We start from the raw sequence: 15,728 nt of genomic DNA, 5'->3' as shown, positions 1-15,728 counted from the left end.
AACGCCGGTAGTCAAAGCGATGGCGGCCCACCAAAACAGAAAGGGCGAGCCGGCGGCTCGCCCTTTCCTTCGTTCGTTCTGCGTCGTCCCGATCAGTAGAAGGTCGGGTCCGCCTGCGGTTGGGTCGGCTGCCCCCCCTGCGGCGGCGGGACCGGCTGGGGTCCCGGGTCGCCGTCCGGCGCCGCGTCGGGCGCGATCTCGCCGTCGGCGGGCGCGTCGCCGCCGCCGAACAGGCCGCCGGCCGAGCTGAGCAGGTCGCCGATCGGGTCGCCGACAGCCTGGGCGGCCTGCGGGCCGCTGGGGATGGCCGAGACCTTCAGGCGCGGCAGGGTCGAGGACATGAAGGTCTTCCAGATCGCCGCCGGCGAGCCGCCGCCGGTGACCTTCTTCATCGGCTTGTTGTCGTCCTTGCCGACCCACACGGCGGTGACGAAGCCGCCGGTGTAGCCGACGAACCAGGCGTCCTTGTAGTCGCTGGTGGTGCCGGTCTTGCCGGCCAGGTCGTAGCCGCCGATCGCCGCGCCGCGCGCGGTGCCCGAGGCCACCACCTGACGCAGCATGCGGTTCATGTAGGAGAGCGGCGGGTTGCCGATCACCGAGGTCCTGCCGGCCTCGTTCGGGCGGTGCTCGTACAGCACCTTGCCGGACTTGGTGCGGATCCGGTTGATGCCGTAGGCCTGCACCCGCAGGCCGCCGTTGGAGAACGGCGCGTAGGCCTGGGCCATCTCCACCGGGCTGACCTCGACCGCGCCCAGCGCCATCGACGGATCGGTGCCGATGTTGGAGGTGATGCCGACCCGCTTGGCGGCGCGCGCGACGTTGTCGCGGCCGACCTCGTCGGCGACGCGCGCGGCCACCGTGTTGATCGACTGGGCCAGGGCCGTCTCCATGGTGATCGGGCCGAGGTAGGTGTTGGTGTAGTTGGACGGGGTCCAGTTGCCGATCGTCACCGGTTCGTCGACCACCGGGGTGTCCGGGGTGTAGCCGGCTTCCATCGCCGCCAGGTAGACGAACGGCTTGAAGGCCGAACCGGCCTGGCGGCGCGCGTCGACCGCGCGGTTGAACTCGCTGTCGGCGTAGTCGGCGCCGCCGATCATGGCGCGCACCCGGCCCTCGCCGTCCAGGGCCACCAGGGCGGCCTGCTCGACGCCCTTCTTCTGGTCGCGCTCGACGATCGAACGCACGGCGCGCTCGGCGTTGGTCTGGATCGGGAAGTCCAGCGTGGTCTCGACGATCAGGTCCTCGGTCGGCTCGCCGACCAGGGCGCGCACTTCCTGGTGGACCCAGTCGACGAAGTACTGGGCGTGTTGGGTGGCCAGCGTGCGCGACACGCGCACCGGCTTGCTCACCGCCTCGATGCGCTGCTCGGGCGTGATGACGCCGGCCTGTTCCATCTCGTCCAGCACGATGGTGGCGCGGGTGGCGGCGCGCTTCTGGTCGGACAGCGGGCTGTAGCGCGACGGGCCCTTCATCAGGCCGGCCAGCATGGCGGCCTCGCCGACGGTCAGGTCCTTGGCGTGCTTGTCGAAATAGCGCTGCGAGGCGGCTTCGATGCCGTAGGCGCCGGCCCCGAAGTAGACCCGGTTCATGTAAAGGCCGAGGATCTCCTTCTTGGAGAACTTCGCCTCCAGCCATACGGCCAGCATGATCTCCTGGATCTTGCGCCGGTAGTTCTGGGCCGGGGTCAGGAACAGGTTGCGGGCGAGCTGCTGGGTGATGGTCGAGCCGCCCTCGACCTTGCGCCCGGCCTTGATGTTGCGGCCCATGGCGCGGGCGATGCCGATCGGGTCGAAGCCGGGGTGGTGGTAGAAGCGCCGGTCCTCGACCGCGACGAAGGCGGCCGGCACGTAGGACGGCAGGTCGTCGACGTTGACCGGCGGCGCGAACTGATTACCGCGCACGGCCAGGAGCGCGCCCGAGCGGTCGAGATAGGTGATCGACGGCTGGCGATCGACTTCGTTGAGCTTCGAGGTGTCGGGAAGACCCCAGGCGAACACGGCGAAGAAACCGATCATGAAGATCAGTCCCCAGACGCCCACCACCGTGGTCCAGTACATCACCGCCTGCAGCGGCGTGCGCTTGCCCGAACTCGGCCCGCTCATGCGTGAAACTCCAAGCAGGCCCCCGGGCCTTTCGATCATTGTTAGCCGAAGAGCCTAGCGGTCGCTACGGGCTAAACGGTGACGGAAAGACGACGGTTTCTTAGGTCCAGGACAGAAACCGGACGACTTTCGCCGCAGAATTCCGCGGACCTCGCCGACAAGGCAAGTGAAAGCCTTGTCACGTGCGCTCCCACGTCGAAGGAGGTCATGTAAGGAGCACGGATCGCCCAGTCGAACCCCTGCGACGGAAGGTCTCGGCGCGACCGCATCCCCGCTCTGAAGAGCTGGCGGCCGGAAATCGGGCGGCGTGCACATTCGTCCTCTCCCCGATCCGGGCGAAGCGGCCTAGACAGCGCCCGTGACCCGAGCCCCCGACCTCAGCGAAGCGCGCGAGATCCTGCGCCGCGTTTACGGCCACGCCGACTTCCGCGGCCGCCAGGCCGAGGTCGTTACCGAGGTGCTGGCCGGGCGCGACGCCCTCGCCGTGCTGCCGACCGGCGGCGGCAAGAGCGTCTGCTACCAGATCCCCAGCCTCATGCGCCCGGGCGTGGGCCTGGTGGTCTCGCCGCTGATCGCGCTCATGGCCGACCAGGTCGCCACCCTGCGCCAGCTGGGCGTGCGCGCCGCGCGCCTGGACTCCTCCACCCTGCCGGCCGAGCGCCGGGAGATCTGGGAGGCGGTGCAGGAAGGCGCGCTGGACCTTCTCTACATGTCGCCCGAAGGCCTGATGACCAACGGCACGGTCGACCGGCTGTCGCGCGTGCCGATGGCGCTGGTCGCCATCGACGAGGCCCACTGCGTCAGCCAGTGGGGCCACGACTTCCGGCCCGAGTACCGCATGCTGGGCCGGCTGGCCGAGGCCTTCCCGGGCGTGCCGCGGCTGGCGGTCACCGCCACCGCCGACGCGCGGACCCGCGAGGACATCAAGGCCAACCTGAAGCTGGAGAGCGCCGCCGAGTTCGTCGCCAGCTTCGACCGCCCGAACCTGGCCCTGACCGCCGAGCGCAAGCGCGGCGCCGCCCAGAAGCGCGTGCTGGAGCTGGTCGAGGAGCGCCGCGGCCGCTCGGGGATCGTCTACGCCGGCTCGCGCGAGGGCACCGAGCGGCTGGCCGAGGCCCTGCGCGACGCCGGCGTGCCGGCCACCGCCTATCACGCGGGCCTGGAGAAGGGCGAACGCGACCGGCGGTTGACCAAGTTCCTGGAGGCCGACGAGGCGGTGATGTGCGCCACCATCGCCTTCGGCATGGGCGTCGACAAACCCGACGTCCGCTTCGTCATCCACGCCGACCCGCCGTCCTCGATCGAGGCCTACTGGCAGGAGGTCGGGCGCGCGGGGCGCGACGGCGAGCCGGCCGAAGGGTTCACCCTTTACGGGGCCGCGGACCTGGCCTGGGCGCTGCGGCGCATCGACGGCCGCGAGATGGCCGAAGAGGTCAAGACCGTTCAGGTCGGCAAGGCCCGGCGGCTCTACGCCATGCTCGACGGCATGGGTTGCCGCCCGGCGGCCGTGCGCCGCTACTTCGGCGAGGTCGAGGTGGAGCCCTGCGGCCGCTGCGATCTGTGCGTCAGCCCGCCGGAAGCCGTCGACGCCACCGAGGCGGCCCAGAAGGCGCTGGCCGCCGTCCACCGGCTGGGCGGCCGTTTCGGGCGGGGGCGCGTGGTCGACCACCTGCTGGGCAAGACCAAGGAAGTCACCCCCTGGGAGGCCGGCCTGACCACCTTCGGCATCGGCCAGGAGTTCAGCCCGGCCGGCTGGCGCGAGCTGATCGAACAGCTGCTGTTCGAGGGCCTGCTGCGCGAGGATCCCAACGACGGCCGCCCGCTGGTCACCCTGGGCGACCCGGACCAGGTGAAGGCCGTCTATCGCGGCGAGCGGCGGCTGCAGATCCGCCGCGAGATGGAGGGGCACGACCCGACCACCCGCTCGGGCCGGCCGCGCAAACGGACGCGCGACGCCCTGGCGGCGGTGCCGGCCGAGGCGCAGCCGCTGTTCGAGGCGCTCAAGGCCTGGCGGCGCGAGCGCGCGGCCGAACAGGCCGTGCCGCCCTACGTGATCTTCCACGACCGCACCCTGCTCGACATCGCCAACGCCCGCCCAGGCGGCCTGGGCGAGCTGGCGCGCCTGGGCGGTGTGGGCGAAAGCAAGCTGGCCCGCTATGGCGAGGCGGTGCTGAAGGTCGTGCGCGACAACTAGCGCTCAGGACCCCATGTCCAGCCCCTGGCCCAGCGCGTCCAGCATGCCGTCGGCGGAGAACAGGCCCGGCAGCTGAGCGCCTGCCAAGGCGCAGCCGTAGATCCGCTCCAGCCGGTCCACGCTGGCCTCCCAGCTGTAATTCTTGGCGGCTCGCAGAGCCTCGTCGGAGAGCTGGGCGCGCAGGCCGGCGTCCCCGACCAGCGCGCCCATGGCCGCCGCCAGTCCGGGCCGGTCGTACGGATCGACCAGCAGGCCGTTCTTGTGGTCCTGCACCAGTTCGCACAGCGCGCCCATGCGGGTGGCGACTGCGGGCCGGCCGAGCGCGAAGGCCTCGACCACGACCAGGCCGAAGGCCTCCGGAATGATCGAGGGCAGCACCACGGCGTCGACCGCGGCCATGATCGACGGCATCTCCTGATGCGAGCGCGGCCCGAGGAAGACGACCCGTCCCTCGTCGATCAGCGGCTGCAGGGCGCCCAGCACCCGCTCTTCAAAGGCTTCGGATTCCTCCGGATCGGCGTCGATCCACAGGCGATGACTGCCGACGATGACCAGCCGGGCCTGCGGCTGCGCCGCCGCGACCTCCGTGAAGGCGGCGGCGAGATGGTCGACCCCCTTGGCCTCCTGGATCGCGCCGGCGAACAGGAAGACGACGTCGTCCGACGCGAACCCCCACCGGCGCCGCCACAGGTCGCGGTCGCCCGCGCGGGTCTGGGCCCGGAAGTTCTCGAGGTCCACGCCGTTGGGGCACACGCCTACGTTCGCCTGGGCCCTGGCGGACGTGCCGAGGCTGTCCAGGGCGCGCACGAACCGGCCGGCCAGGTACTCGCTGACCCCAAGCTGGACATGCCCGCGCCGCGCGCCCGACCAGAACCGCCGGGCGGCGCCGTCGAACTCCTGCGTGCCCGGGTCGCCGATGATGTCGTTGTGCGCCTGCACCACGACGGCGCGGGCGCGCACCAGGCGTGCGTGCGGGTGCTCGTGCAGGTGCACGACGTCGAACCGGCGGGTCCAGGTCAGGGCGGCCAAGGCGAGGTGATTGGCGAATTTCCGCGGGGCGAGCCGTCCGGCCGCCGCCGCCAGCCGCTGGACCGTGACCCCGCGCCATTGGCGCTGCGACGGCGCCTCGGCCGGCCCGGCGACGCAGACCTCGGCCCCTCGGGCGGCCTGCACCCGGGCCAGTTCCAGGGCCACCCGCTCGGTGCCGCCGACCGCTTCGGCGTCTGGATCACTCGGCAGCAAACCAATCCCGACGAAGTGCAGAATCCGCATCGGTCAGGCCCCCGGAACGCGCATGGCGCGCGCCCTCACCGCCGAGATTGCGCCGGTCCGTGAAGCTCCGGAAGCCCGCAATCGCTGCTGGCCAGACTCCCCTAGGGAAATGCCGTCACGCGAACCGGCGGGGCCCCTCGCCCGTTCTCCGGACTCCTGCTTGAGGACGCCATGCTGACCAAGTCCGACGTGAAGGAGACGCGCCTGCGCCTCCATCATCCCGACCACGGCCTGCTGTCGCGGGCCGACCGCCCGCGGACGCAGACGACCGGCGCGCTGGCGCTCGGCGCCGCGGCCTGGGGCGCGCTGGCGCTGGGCGCGATCGCGGTCGGCGCCCTGGCCATCGGCCGGCTGCGCGTCGGTCGGGCCGCGGCGGACCGGGTCAAGATCCGCCAGCTGTCGGTCGACCGGCTGGAGGTCGGCGAGCTGACCGTACGCCACTCAACGGGCCTGGGCCCGAGCGCGCTGGCCGCCACACCGGCCCAGCCGTCGCCGTCGATGTTCGACAATCCGTCCGTCCCGCCGGGGACCGCCTAGCGGTCAGACGTCGAGCAGGCCTTCGAAGCCGCCGTAGATCATGCGCTTGCCGTCGAACGGCATGTCGTGGGCGGCCATGCGGGTGTCCTGCATCATCCTGGCCCAGCCCGCGTCGCGCGCGGCCTTGTCGGGCCAGGTCACCCACGAAAACACCACGGTCTCCTCGGGCGTCGCCTGCACCGCACGTCGGAAGTCGGTGACCTTGCCCTCGGGCACGTCGTCGCCCCAGGTCTCGACCACCCGAGTCGCGCCGTACTCCTTGAAGATCGCCGCCATGGCGCGGGCGTGCGCCAGGTAGGCGTCCTTGTTGGCGGTGGGCACCGCGGCGACCATTCCGTCGACGTAGCTCATGAAGTCCTCCCGGCGCCGGGCGCGCAGCGCGGCCAGCGCCGGAGGATCGTCAGACGTCGACCTCGGCGTCCAGCGCGTTTTCCTGGATGAACTCGCGGCGCGGCTCCACCACGTCGCCCATCAGCTTGGAGAACAGGTCCTCGGCGTCGTCGGCGTGGTCGACGCGCACCTGCAGCAGGGTGCGGGCGTTCTCGTCCAGCGTGGTCTCCCACAGCTGTTCCGGGTTCATTTCCCCCAGGCCCTTGTAGCGCTGGATCGACAGGCCCTTACGGCCGGCTTCCAGCACCGCGGCCACCAGGTCCAGCGGACCGCGGATGGTGGTCGACTTGTCCTTGCGGCGGAACACGCCCGGCTTGGCGAAGGCGTCCTTCAGGCCGGCCGCGCGCTCGGCCAGGCGGCGCGCGTCCTGCGAGTGCATCAGCTGGTCGTCCAGCACCACCCGCTCGGTGACGCCGCGGCGCACGCGCGAGAACACCACCGCGCCCTGCTCGCCGCGTTCGCCGGTCCAGGGGCCGTCGCCTTCCTCGTTGTAGAGGTTCAGGCGCGCGGCCGCGGCCGCGGGGTCGCCGCCCTCGGCGAACAGGCCGGCCAGGGCCGACTGCTCGATGGCGAAGGCCGGGGCGCGGGCCGACAGACGGTCGACCAGGGACTTGGCGGCGCGGGCCTCGCGGACCGCCTGGATCAGGTCCTGGCCGGTGCGGCGCTCGCCCGAGGCGAGGTCGTACTCGGCCCCGTCGGAGCCCTCGTCGATCAGGAAGGCCTCCATTTCGGAGTCGTCCTTCAGGTAGCGCGAGGACTTGCCCTTGCTGGCTTTGTAGAGCGGCGGCTGGGCGATGTAGAGGTAGCCGCGCTCGATGACCTGCGGCATCTGCCGGTAGAAGAAGGTCAGCAGCAGGGTGCGGATGTGGGCGCCGTCGACGTCGGCGTCGGTCATCACCACGATCTTGTGGTAGCGCATCTTCTCGATGTCGAAGTCGTCCCGCCCGATGCCGGCGCCCAGCGCCGTGATCAGGGTGCCGATCTGGTCGGACGACAGCATCTTGTCGAAGCGGGCGCGCTCCACGTTCAGGATCTTGCCGCGCAGCGGCAGCACCGCCTGGTTCTCGCGGTTGCGGCCCTGCTTGGCCGAGCCGCCGGCGGAGTCGCCCTCGACGATGAAGATCTCGGACTTGGCCGGGTCGCGTTCCTGGCAGTCGGCGAGCTTGCCGGGCAGCGAGGTGATGTCGAGCGCCGACTTGCGGCGGGTCAGTTCGCGGGCCTTGCGCGCGGCCTCACGGGCGGCGGCGGCCTCGACGATCTTGCCGACGACGTGCTTGGCCTCGTTCGGGTGCTCCTCGAACCACTGGGCCAGGCCTTCGCCGACCAGATTCTCCACGGCCGGACGGGCTTCGGAGGAAACCAGCTTGTCCTTGGTCTGCGAGCTGAACTTCGGGTCAGGCAGCTTGACCGACAGCACGCAGGTCAGGCCTTCGCGGGCGTCCTCGCCCGAGACGCTGACCTTCTCGCGCTTGGCCAGGCCGGAGCTTTCGATGTAGCCGCCGATCACCCGGGTCAGGGCGGCGCGGAAGCCGGCCATGTGGGTGCCGCCGTCGCGCTGCGGGATGTTGTTGGTGAAGCACAGCGTGGTCTCGTGGTAGCTGTCGTTCCACCACAGGGCCAGTTCCAGCTCGACCCGGTCGCGCTTGCCGCGGACCACGATCGGCTCCTTCATCAGCGGGTGCTTGGACTTGTCGAGGTGGCGCACGAACGCTTCGACGCCGCCGTCGTAGAGCAGTATCTCCTCGAACGGCTCGGCCCCGCGCAGGTCCTTGAAGACGATCTTCACGCCCGAGTTCAGGAAGGCCAGCTCGCGCAGGCGGTGCTCCAGCGTCTTCCGGTCGAACTCGATCATCGAGAAGGTGTCGGTCGACGGCATGAAGGTGACCGAGGTGCCGGTCAGGTACTCGCCGTTGTCGCGCCGGGGCGCCTCGCCGGTGACCTTCAGCGGCGAGACCGCGTCGCCGCGCTCGAAGCGCATCTCGTGCACCTGGCCGTTGCGCCAGATCTTCAGCAGCAGATAGTCGGACAGGGCGTTGACCACCGACACGCCCACGCCGTGCAGGCCGCCGGAGACCTTGTAGGAGTTCTGGTCGAACTTACCGCCGGCGTGCAGCTGGGTCATGATGACCTCGGCCGCCGAGACGCCCTCGCCCTCGTGGATGTCGGTGGGGATGCCGCGGCCGTCGTCGGTGACGGTGACCGAGCCGTCGGCGTTCAGGGTGACGCCCACCAGGGTGGCGTGGCCGGCCAGGGCCTCGTCGATGGCGTTGTCCACCACCTCGTAGACCATGTGGTGCAGGCCCGAGCCGTCGTCGGTGTCGCCGATGTACATGCCCGGCCGCTTGCGCACCGCGTCCAGGCCCTTCAGCACCTTGATCGAGTCCGCGCCGTATTCGGCGGCGGCGTTGCCTGCGGTTTCGTCGGTCATGTCAGTCCAGAACTGTGAGGCGACCCGCGTCGACACGGACACCCAATGCGCGACCTTTCAGGTCCTCGAAGAGCGCCTCGTCGGTCCCGGTCAGGAAGGCCTGCAGACCCAGCGCGGTGATTTCGTCGAAGAGCGCCGCGCGCCGGGACCGGTCCAGGTGCGCCGCGACTTCGTCTAGCAATAATATAGGATTCGGCTGGGCTTTCGCACGCGAAAGTCGCGCAGCCTGGCCCAGCACCAGGTTCAGGATCAGCGCCTTCTGCTCGCCGGTGGAGCACTCCGCCGCAGGCCGGCCGCGTTCGCGGTGCACGACCTCCAGATCGGTGCGGTGCGGGCCGGCCAGCGCCCGTCCGGCGGCGGCGTCGCGATCGCGTGAACGGCGCATGGCCTCGGCGATGTCCGCGGCCAGCGCGTCATAGCCGGCCCCGGCCGCGGCGGCCCGCTCGAACGGACCGGACAGCGACAGCGCCGCCTGCGGGAAGGGCCGGTCGACGCGGGCGTCGATCTCCGCCTGCAGCGCGGCCAGGGTCGCGGCCCGGGCCGACGCCATGCGCGCGCCGGCCTCGCCCAGGCGGGCTTCCAACGCGCCCAGCCAGGCCGGGTCGGCCGGGCCGTCGACCAGCAGGCGGGTGCGTTCGCGCAGCGCCTTCTCGTAGGCGGCGACCGCCGCCGCGTGGCCGGCGTCGTCGGCGAACACCAGCCGGTCGTAGAACTTCAGCCGGTCCGAGCGCCCCTCCAGGAACAGCCGGTCCTGGGCCGGGGTCAGCCACACCGGGCGCACCAGGTCCAGCAGCCGGCCCGGCGCGACCGTCTCGCCCTCCAGCCGCACGGTGCGACGCGCGGCGGTCGGAGTCTCGACGCCGGTGCCCAGGCGATAGGGCTCGCCGTCCAGCTCGACCTCGGCGGCGACGCTCCAGGCCCGGCCGGTGCGTTCGTCCGGCGCGCGCCGGCCGACCTCGACCACGGCGGCGTTGCGCAGGCCCCGCCCGGGCGTGAGGAAGCTGACCGCCTCCAGGAGGTTGGTCTTGCCCGCCCCGTTCGGCCCGAACAGGAACACGCTCGCACCGCCGGGCGCGAGCTCGGCGCGGTCGTAGGACCGGAAGTCGGTCAGGGCGAGGCGGGAGATCGAAGAGCGCATCGGGACGCGCCCTGCGTAGCACGGTGAGAGCGAGGCGCCAGCGCAGACTTCCCGTCTCGCCACGGGCCCTATTGCTTCGGCGTCAGCCCCAGCACCTTCTGCAGGAACAGCGCCTCGGCCTCGCGGCGGCGGTCGTTGTTGGCCTTCTTCAGGAAGCCGTGGCCTTCGTCCTTGAACACCACGTACCAGGTGTCCACGCCGTTGGCGCGCAGCTCGCGGACCACCTGGTCGGACTCCGACTGCGGCACGCGCGGGTCGTTGGAGCCCTGCATGACCAGCATGGGCTTTCTGATTTTTCCAACGTTCTTCAGCGGCGAGATCTTCTCGAACACCGCCCGCATCTTCGGGTCGCGCTCGTCGCCATACTCCACCCGGCGCAGGTCGCGGCGGTAGGCCTCGGTGTTCTCCAGGAAGGACACGAAGTTGGAGATGCCGTAGCGCTCGACGCCGCCGGCCAGGCGGTCGGAATAGTGGGTCATCACCGCCAGGCTCATATAGCCGCCGTAGGACTGGCCGTAGACCACCACCCGCTCGGGATCGAGGTCCGGCTGGGTTTTGATCCAGTCCAGCAGGGCGCCGATGTCCTTGACCGAGTCCTCGCGCTTCTCGGCGTTGTCGAGGCTGAGGTACTTCTTGCCGTAGCCGTCCGAGCCGCGGACGTTGGGCTGGATCACCGCCACGCCCAGCTCGCCGGCGAAATACTGGGCCCCGGCGTTGAAACCCGGGCGGGTCTGGCTTTCCGGGCCGCCGTGGATGTCGATGATCACCGGCAGCTTAGCGGTCGCGCCCCTCGGCTTGTACACGAAGGCCGGCACCGACAGGCCGTCGAACGACTTGAAGCGCACCAGCTGCGGCTCGACCAGGGCGGCGGCGTCCAGGCCGCCGAGCTCGGAATTGGTCCAGCGGTCCAGCCGTCCCGTCGCCACGTCCCACGCCCACACGTCGCCGTAGGTCGACGGCGTCGACAGGCCGATGGCCAGCTTGCCGCCGTCCGGCGAGAACGCCAGTCCGCCGATCACGCCCGTCGGCAGCTGCGGCTGCGGGAGCGCGCGGCCGGTGCGAAGGTCGAGGATCGACACCGTGGAATAGCCGTCCTCGTTGACCGCGTAGGCCAGCAGGTTTCCGTCCTCGGACAGGTCGAAGCTCTCCACGCCCCACTTCAGGTCGGGCGTGAGCGCGGTCTCCTTGGCGGTGGCGAGGTCCAGCCGCACCAGACGCTTCACGTCCGAGCCGCGGTCCGACAGCATCAGCACGCTCTTGCCATCCGGCGTGAAGACGCCGCCCTCCCAGGCGACCTTGTCCTTGGAGGCGGCCAGCTCCTTCGCCACGCCCGTGCTCAGGTCCAGCAGGTAGCGCTTGGATTCCGCGGCCGAGACGTAGCGGCCCAGCAGCACCGTCCGGCCGTCCGGCGACACGTCCAGCGGCTGCACCTGCCCCTCGCCCTTGAACAGCACGCGCGGCTCGGCGGGCGTGTCGAGATCGACGGCCACGATGTCGGAATTGGCGGAGCCCTTCACCTGGCGCGACCAGATGGCGGTCTTGCGGTCGGGCGAGAACACCAGGCCCTGGTTGCGCGTGCCGGCCTCGGTCAGGGCGACGTCGCGGCCGTCCAGGCCCGCCAGGTGCAGCTGGAACCACTCGTCCCCGCCCCTGTCCTTGGTGAAGACGAAGCGGTCGGAGCCCGGCACGGTCTGCGCGCCGGCCACCGGCTCGTCGAAGAAGGTCAGCTGGGTGCGGTCGGCGCCCGGCGCGGTCACCCGGTGCAGCTGGTTGGTCGAGCCGAAGCGGGTGGTGACCAGCATGGAGCCGTCCGCCAGCCAGTCCTGGAAGGAGGCGGCGCGGGCGTTCTGGTAACGGCGCAGGCCCTCGCGCACCTCGGCCGGCGCGTCCGGCACGTTCTCCAGGATCTGGTTGCCGACCTCGCGGCGCTGGACCGCGGCCGGCTCGGCGCTGGCGGCCCCGGCGAGGCAGAACAAAAGAACGGCGACGGACGCGGCTGTGCGGCGCATGAAGGCGACCCCCGAATTGATTGGGCGCCAGCTAAGCACAGCGGCGGGCAAAGAAAAAACCGCTCGTCGTGCGACGAGCGGCTTTTGTCTCAGACCGGCGATCGGGAGCGGATCACACCCGCAGCGGCATCAGCACGTACTGCACGCCCTGATCGGCCGGGTCGATGACCAGGGTGGGCGAGGCCGGGTCGGCGAAGCGCAGCTCGGCGTTCTCGCCGGTGATCTGGCCGGCCACGTCCAGCAGGTAGCGGGCGTTGAAGCCGATCTCGAACGGCTCGTGGTCGTAGTCCATCTCGACTTCTTCCACGGCCTGGCCGGCTTCCATGTTGCGGACGGTCAGGACGACCTTGCCGGGCTCGACCGCCAGCTTCACCGAGCGCGACTTCTCGGCCGAGATGGTCGCCACCCGGTCCACCGCCTTGGCGAACAGGACGTTGTCGACCACCGCGATCTTCTCGTTGTTCTGCGGGATGACGCGCATGTAGTCGGGGAAGGAGCCGTCGATGACCTTGGAGGTCAGAGCGGCGCGGCCGAACTCGAAACGCACCTTGGCCGGCGAAACCTGGATGTCGACCGGGCCCGAGCCGTCGTCGAGCAGGCGGCGGACCTGGTCCACCGTCTTGCGCGGAATGATCACGCCGGGGCCGCCGACCGCGCCTTCCGGCGCCGGCATTTCAGCCAGCGCCAGGCGATGGCCGTCAGTGGCCACGGCGCGCAGCTTCGGCTGGCCGTTCTCGACCACGGTATGGAGGTAGAGGCCGTTCAGGTAGTAGCGGGTCTCTTCGGTGGAGACGGCGAAGCGGGTCTTGTCGATCAGCCGGGCCAAGTCTTCCTTCAGGATGGTGTAGCGCACGCCGGCGCTTTCCGAGGACATGACCGGGAAGTCGCCGGCCGGCAGGACCGGCAGGTTGAAGCGCGAGCGGCCGGCCGAGATGGTCAGGCGCGGGTCGTCGCCGGTGAAGCTGAGCTGGACGTCCGCGCCGTCCGGCAGCTTGCGCACGATTTCGTACAGGGTGTGCGCCGGCGCGGTGATCTGGCCTTCGGCGTCGACCATGGCGTCGGCCTCGTCCAGGATCTCCATGTCGAGATCGGTCGCGGCGAAGGACACGCCGTTACGGCCGGCCTGCAGCAAGACGTTGGACAGGATCGGAATGGTGTTGCGACGCTCCACCACGTTCTGGACGTGACCGAGGGCCTTCAGGAGCGCCGCGCGCTCGATCGTCAACTGCATCTCGACTTTGCCCCAGGGCCGCCCCCCGAATCCGGCGGCCGAAAAAGAAAGGGCTGCGATTAGTAGCCAAAATGACGCCGCAGGGAAGCCCCGCGAGGGCGGATTCCCCTTGCGGACGAAACGAAAAGGGCCGGAGCGTCGCCGCTCCGGCCGTGTCTTAAACCTGCGCCCGGTGTCAGCCGCGCAGCTTGCGCGACAGGGTCTCGACGTCGCGGGCGATCTGCTCGTCCTTGCCCATCAGCTCCTCGATCTTCTTCACCGCGTGCAGGACCGTGGTGTGGTCCCGACCGCCGAAGCGCCGGCCGATGTCCGGGTAGGAGCGGGTGGTGTGCTGCTTGCACAGATACATGGCCACCTGGCGCGGACGGGCGACCGCGCGGGTGCGGCGCTCCGACAGCAGGTCGGCCTGCTTCAGGCCGAAGTGTTCGGCCGTGGTCTTCTGGATCTCGTCGACTGTGATCCGACGCTCCACCCCGCCGCGCAGGTTCGGCTGCAGGAGACCCTGGGCTTCCTCGACCGTCAGGCGGGACAGGCGCGAGCCGGCGCCCGCGGCGAGCGTGTTGATCGCCCCTTCCAGCTCGCGGATCGAACCCGGCACGCGGTCGGCCAGGAACTCGACGACGTCCGGACGGGCCGGCAGGTCGACAATCTGGCGCCCCGCGAGGGCTTCGAACTTGCGCTCGACCACGCCCAGGCGCAGCGGCTTGTCGGCCGGCTCGATGGCGCAGACCAGGCCGGCGCCCAGGTGCGAGCGCAGGCGCGGCTCGACCTCGACCATGGCGGACGGCGGTCGGTCGCCCGACAGCACGACGCGGCGGCCGTCTTCGACCAGGGCGGTCAGGGTGTGGAACAGCTCCTCCTGCGAGGAGGGCTTGCCGCCGATGAAGTGGACGTCGTCGATCAGCAGCAGGTCGGCCCCGCGCAGCTCTTCCTTGAAGGCGGCGGTGGCGCGGTCCATCACCGCCTTGACGAAGGTCGACAGGAAGCGCTCGGCGGTCAGGTAGATGACCTTGGCGTCCGGGCGCAGGCGCTGGGCCTCCCAGGCGATGGCGTTCAGCAGGTGGGTTTTGCCGTAGCCGTACGGGCCGTGGAAGAACACCGGGTTGAAGTGGCCGTCGACCCAGGTCGCCACCTGGCGCGCCATAGCGTGGGCGAAGTCGTTGCCGCGGCCGGGCACGAAGGTGTCGAAGGTCAGCCGCTCCTGCAGGCCGGCGGCGCGCACGGCGCGCGGACCGTCGGTGATCGGGATCACGGTGGCCGACTGGGCCGGCTTCGGGGCCTCGACCGGCGCGGCGGCGGCGGCGGCCGGGGCGGACTCCGCCTCGAACTCGACGCGCGACTTCACGTCCAGCTGACGGCCGTCCGGATCATGCTGACGCCACAGCTCCGCCACGCGACGCAGCGCGTTACGGCGAACCCAGTCGCGCGCATAGGCGGTGGGGGTCACCAGGCACACAGCGCCCGCATACCCCTCGCGCACCGCCGACGGCGCCACGTAGGAGTTGAACGCGCCCTCGCCGAGCTCGCCCCGGAGGGCGGCGGCGACCTTCGTCCACACCGTTTCAGCAGGCGTCACCGCCTCAAGCCTCACAGCCATAACCAGCCCGACCCCCGACCAAGGCTCGACCGTCGACAGGACGCACCGCGCCCTGCCTGAAAATCGAACCAAAACAATATGTTCTTATTTGCGGAACGCCCCGGTCCGCCGGTCATTCATCCGTGGCGGGATGAATGCCTTGTTGGGTTTTAAAGTAGCCAGCGAGCCCGGGGGGTCAACGAAGATTCTTGCCGCATACGGCTGATAATTTCGTTGACTCGGATAAGTCCCTCGCCCGTCAGGAGAAACCGAATTTTCGCGAACATGTTCAGTGAACGTGATTATTTGCGAGTTCTTACAGACACGAAAAAAGGTCGAACGAGGCGCGCTCGTTCGACCTAAAAATACCTGTAAAATCAGGTTTTCCCGAGATCAGACTCGCGGGACGCGCGCCGCCCCAGGCTGCGCGCGTGCTTCTACCGCGAGACCGACGGAAAGAGAGTCCGAGGCGACCCAAAACGGGTCGCCCGGAATTAGGCGGCGGTGGCCAGCTTCTTCAGGCGGGCGGCCAGGCGCGAGACCTTGCGCGAGCCGGTGTTCTTGTGAACCACGCCCTTGGTCACGGCGCGCATCAGCTCGGACTGGGCCTCGACGAAGGCGGCGGTGGCCACCTTCACGTCGCCCGCGGCGACCGCTTCTTCGAACTTGCGCAGGTAGGTGCGGACGCGCGAACGGCGCGCCTTGTTCACTTCCGTGCGGCGTTCGATCTTGCGGATCGCCTTCTTGGCGCCGGGGTTGTTGGCCATCGTCAAACCTCAAACGGGCACGCGCCACGACATCGTCCGCCGCGGCGCGGGAAATTCAGGAGGCGCGGATATAGCAGGGGCGGA

The 15,728-nt window shown here is 70.2% G+C and carries 11 protein-coding genes; 2 read left to right on the top strand and 9 right to left on the bottom strand.

The features are described from left to right. Positions 1–92: 92 nt before the first annotated feature. Entirely contained in the window at positions 93–2,102 is a 2,010-nt protein-coding gene (locus H8B08_RS06985) for a transglycosylase domain-containing protein (protein WP_187449488.1), read from the bottom strand. A 358-nt stretch (positions 2,103–2,460) separates the two neighbouring features. On the opposite strand from H8B08_RS06985, the gene recQ reads away from it, so the two are divergent. After that, complete coding sequence (gene recQ, locus H8B08_RS06980; RefSeq protein ID WP_370545428.1) at positions 2,461–4,296, top strand: DNA helicase RecQ; 1,836 nt, start codon at positions 2,461–2,463, stop codon at positions 4,294–4,296. 3 nt (positions 4,297–4,299) lie between these two features. Here recQ and H8B08_RS06975 read toward each other — a convergent pair whose 3' ends face one another. Continuing rightward, positions 4,300–5,568 carry a glycosyltransferase family 4 protein gene (locus tag H8B08_RS06975; RefSeq protein WP_187449487.1) on the bottom strand — a complete coding sequence of 423 codons (1,269 nt, stop codon included), beginning with the start codon at positions 5,566–5,568 and terminating at the stop codon, positions 4,300–4,302. Between the two features lie 171 nt (positions 5,569–5,739). Here H8B08_RS06975 and H8B08_RS06970 point away from each other — a divergent pair, with 171 nt between their 5' ends. After that, positions 5,740–6,105 carry a hypothetical protein gene (locus H8B08_RS06970; RefSeq protein ID WP_187449486.1) on the top strand — a complete coding sequence of 122 codons (366 nt, stop codon included), beginning with the start codon at positions 5,740–5,742 and terminating at the stop codon, positions 6,103–6,105. 3 nt (positions 6,106–6,108) lie between these two features. On the opposite strand, the gene H8B08_RS06965 is transcribed toward H8B08_RS06970, so the two are convergent. From H8B08_RS06965 to rpsT, 7 genes are all read right to left on the bottom strand, one after another. Beyond that, positions 6,109–6,456: a DUF1428 domain-containing protein gene (locus H8B08_RS06965; protein WP_187449485.1), complete on the bottom strand. Its 348-nt coding sequence runs from the start codon at positions 6,454–6,456 to the stop codon at positions 6,109–6,111. Between the two features lie 49 nt (positions 6,457–6,505). Then, positions 6,506–8,923, bottom strand: coding sequence for a DNA topoisomerase (ATP-hydrolyzing) subunit B (gene gyrB, locus H8B08_RS06960; RefSeq protein ID WP_187449484.1), 2,418 nt, complete (start codon positions 8,921–8,923; stop codon positions 6,506–6,508). A gap of 1 nt (position 8,924) precedes the next feature. Beyond that, positions 8,925–10,061, bottom strand: coding sequence for a DNA replication/repair protein RecF (recF, locus tag H8B08_RS06955; protein ID WP_187449483.1), 1,137 nt, complete (start codon positions 10,059–10,061; stop codon positions 8,925–8,927). A 68-nt stretch (positions 10,062–10,129) separates the two neighbouring features. Next, complete coding sequence (locus H8B08_RS06950; protein ID WP_187449482.1) at positions 10,130–12,070, bottom strand: S9 family peptidase; 1,941 nt, start codon at positions 12,068–12,070, stop codon at positions 10,130–10,132. A 112-nt stretch (positions 12,071–12,182) separates the two neighbouring features. Further along, positions 12,183–13,301 (bottom strand): DNA polymerase III subunit beta, encoded by a 1,119-nt coding sequence (gene dnaN, locus H8B08_RS06945; RefSeq protein WP_187449481.1) that lies wholly within the window; start codon positions 13,299–13,301, stop codon positions 12,183–12,185. Positions 13,302–13,476: 175 nt separating this feature from the next. After that, the gene (gene dnaA / locus H8B08_RS06940) at positions 13,477–14,898 is read right to left on the bottom strand and encodes a chromosomal replication initiator protein DnaA (RefSeq protein ID WP_187449480.1); all 1,422 of its coding nucleotides are present in this window, start codon (positions 14,896–14,898) and stop codon (positions 13,477–13,479) included. 473 nt (positions 14,899–15,371) lie between these two features. Next, positions 15,372–15,644, bottom strand: a complete 273-nt coding sequence (gene rpsT, locus H8B08_RS06935) for a 30S ribosomal protein S20 (protein WP_187449479.1) — start codon at positions 15,642–15,644, stop codon at positions 15,372–15,374. Between the last annotated feature and the right edge of the window lie 84 nt (positions 15,645–15,728).

This window comes from Caulobacter sp. 17J80-11 (assembly GCF_014349105.1).
Classification (GTDB): domain Bacteria; phylum Pseudomonadota; class Alphaproteobacteria; order Caulobacterales; family Caulobacteraceae; genus 17J80-11.
The sequence above is the reverse complement of the archived record's forward strand: the minus strand, read 5'-3'. Positions and strand labels throughout refer to the sequence as shown.

Excerpts from the sequence above, each read along its gene's own strand:
- H8B08_RS06985 (WP_187449488.1), bottom strand. The coding sequence starts at position 2,102 with ATGAGCGGGCCGAGTTCGGGCAAGCGCACGCCGCTGCAGGCGGTGATG.
- H8B08_RS06965 (WP_187449485.1), bottom strand. The coding sequence starts at position 6,456 with ATGAGCTACGTCGACGGAATGGTCGCCGCGGTGCCCACCGCCAACAAG.
- H8B08_RS06970 (WP_187449486.1), top strand. The coding sequence starts at position 5,740 with ATGCTGACCAAGTCCGACGTGAAGGAGACGCGCCTGCGCCTCCATCAT.
- dnaA (WP_187449480.1), bottom strand. The coding sequence starts at position 14,898 with ATGGCTGTGAGGCTTGAGGCGGTGACGCCTGCTGAAACGGTGTGGACG.
- H8B08_RS06950 (WP_187449482.1), bottom strand. The coding sequence starts at position 12,070 with ATGCGCCGCACAGCCGCGTCCGTCGCCGTTCTTTTGTTCTGCCTCGCC.
- H8B08_RS06975 (WP_187449487.1), bottom strand. The coding sequence starts at position 5,568 with ATGCGGATTCTGCACTTCGTCGGGATTGGTTTGCTGCCGAGTGATCCA.
- gyrB (WP_187449484.1), bottom strand. The coding sequence starts at position 8,923 with ATGACCGACGAAACCGCAGGCAACGCCGCCGCCGAATACGGCGCGGAC.
- rpsT (WP_187449479.1), bottom strand. The coding sequence starts at position 15,644 with ATGGCCAACAACCCCGGCGCCAAGAAGGCGATCCGCAAGATCGAACGC.
- dnaN (WP_187449481.1), bottom strand. The coding sequence starts at position 13,301 with ATGCAGTTGACGATCGAGCGCGCGGCGCTCCTGAAGGCCCTCGGTCAC.
- recF (WP_187449483.1), bottom strand. The coding sequence starts at position 10,061 with ATGCGCTCTTCGATCTCCCGCCTCGCCCTGACCGACTTCCGGTCCTAC.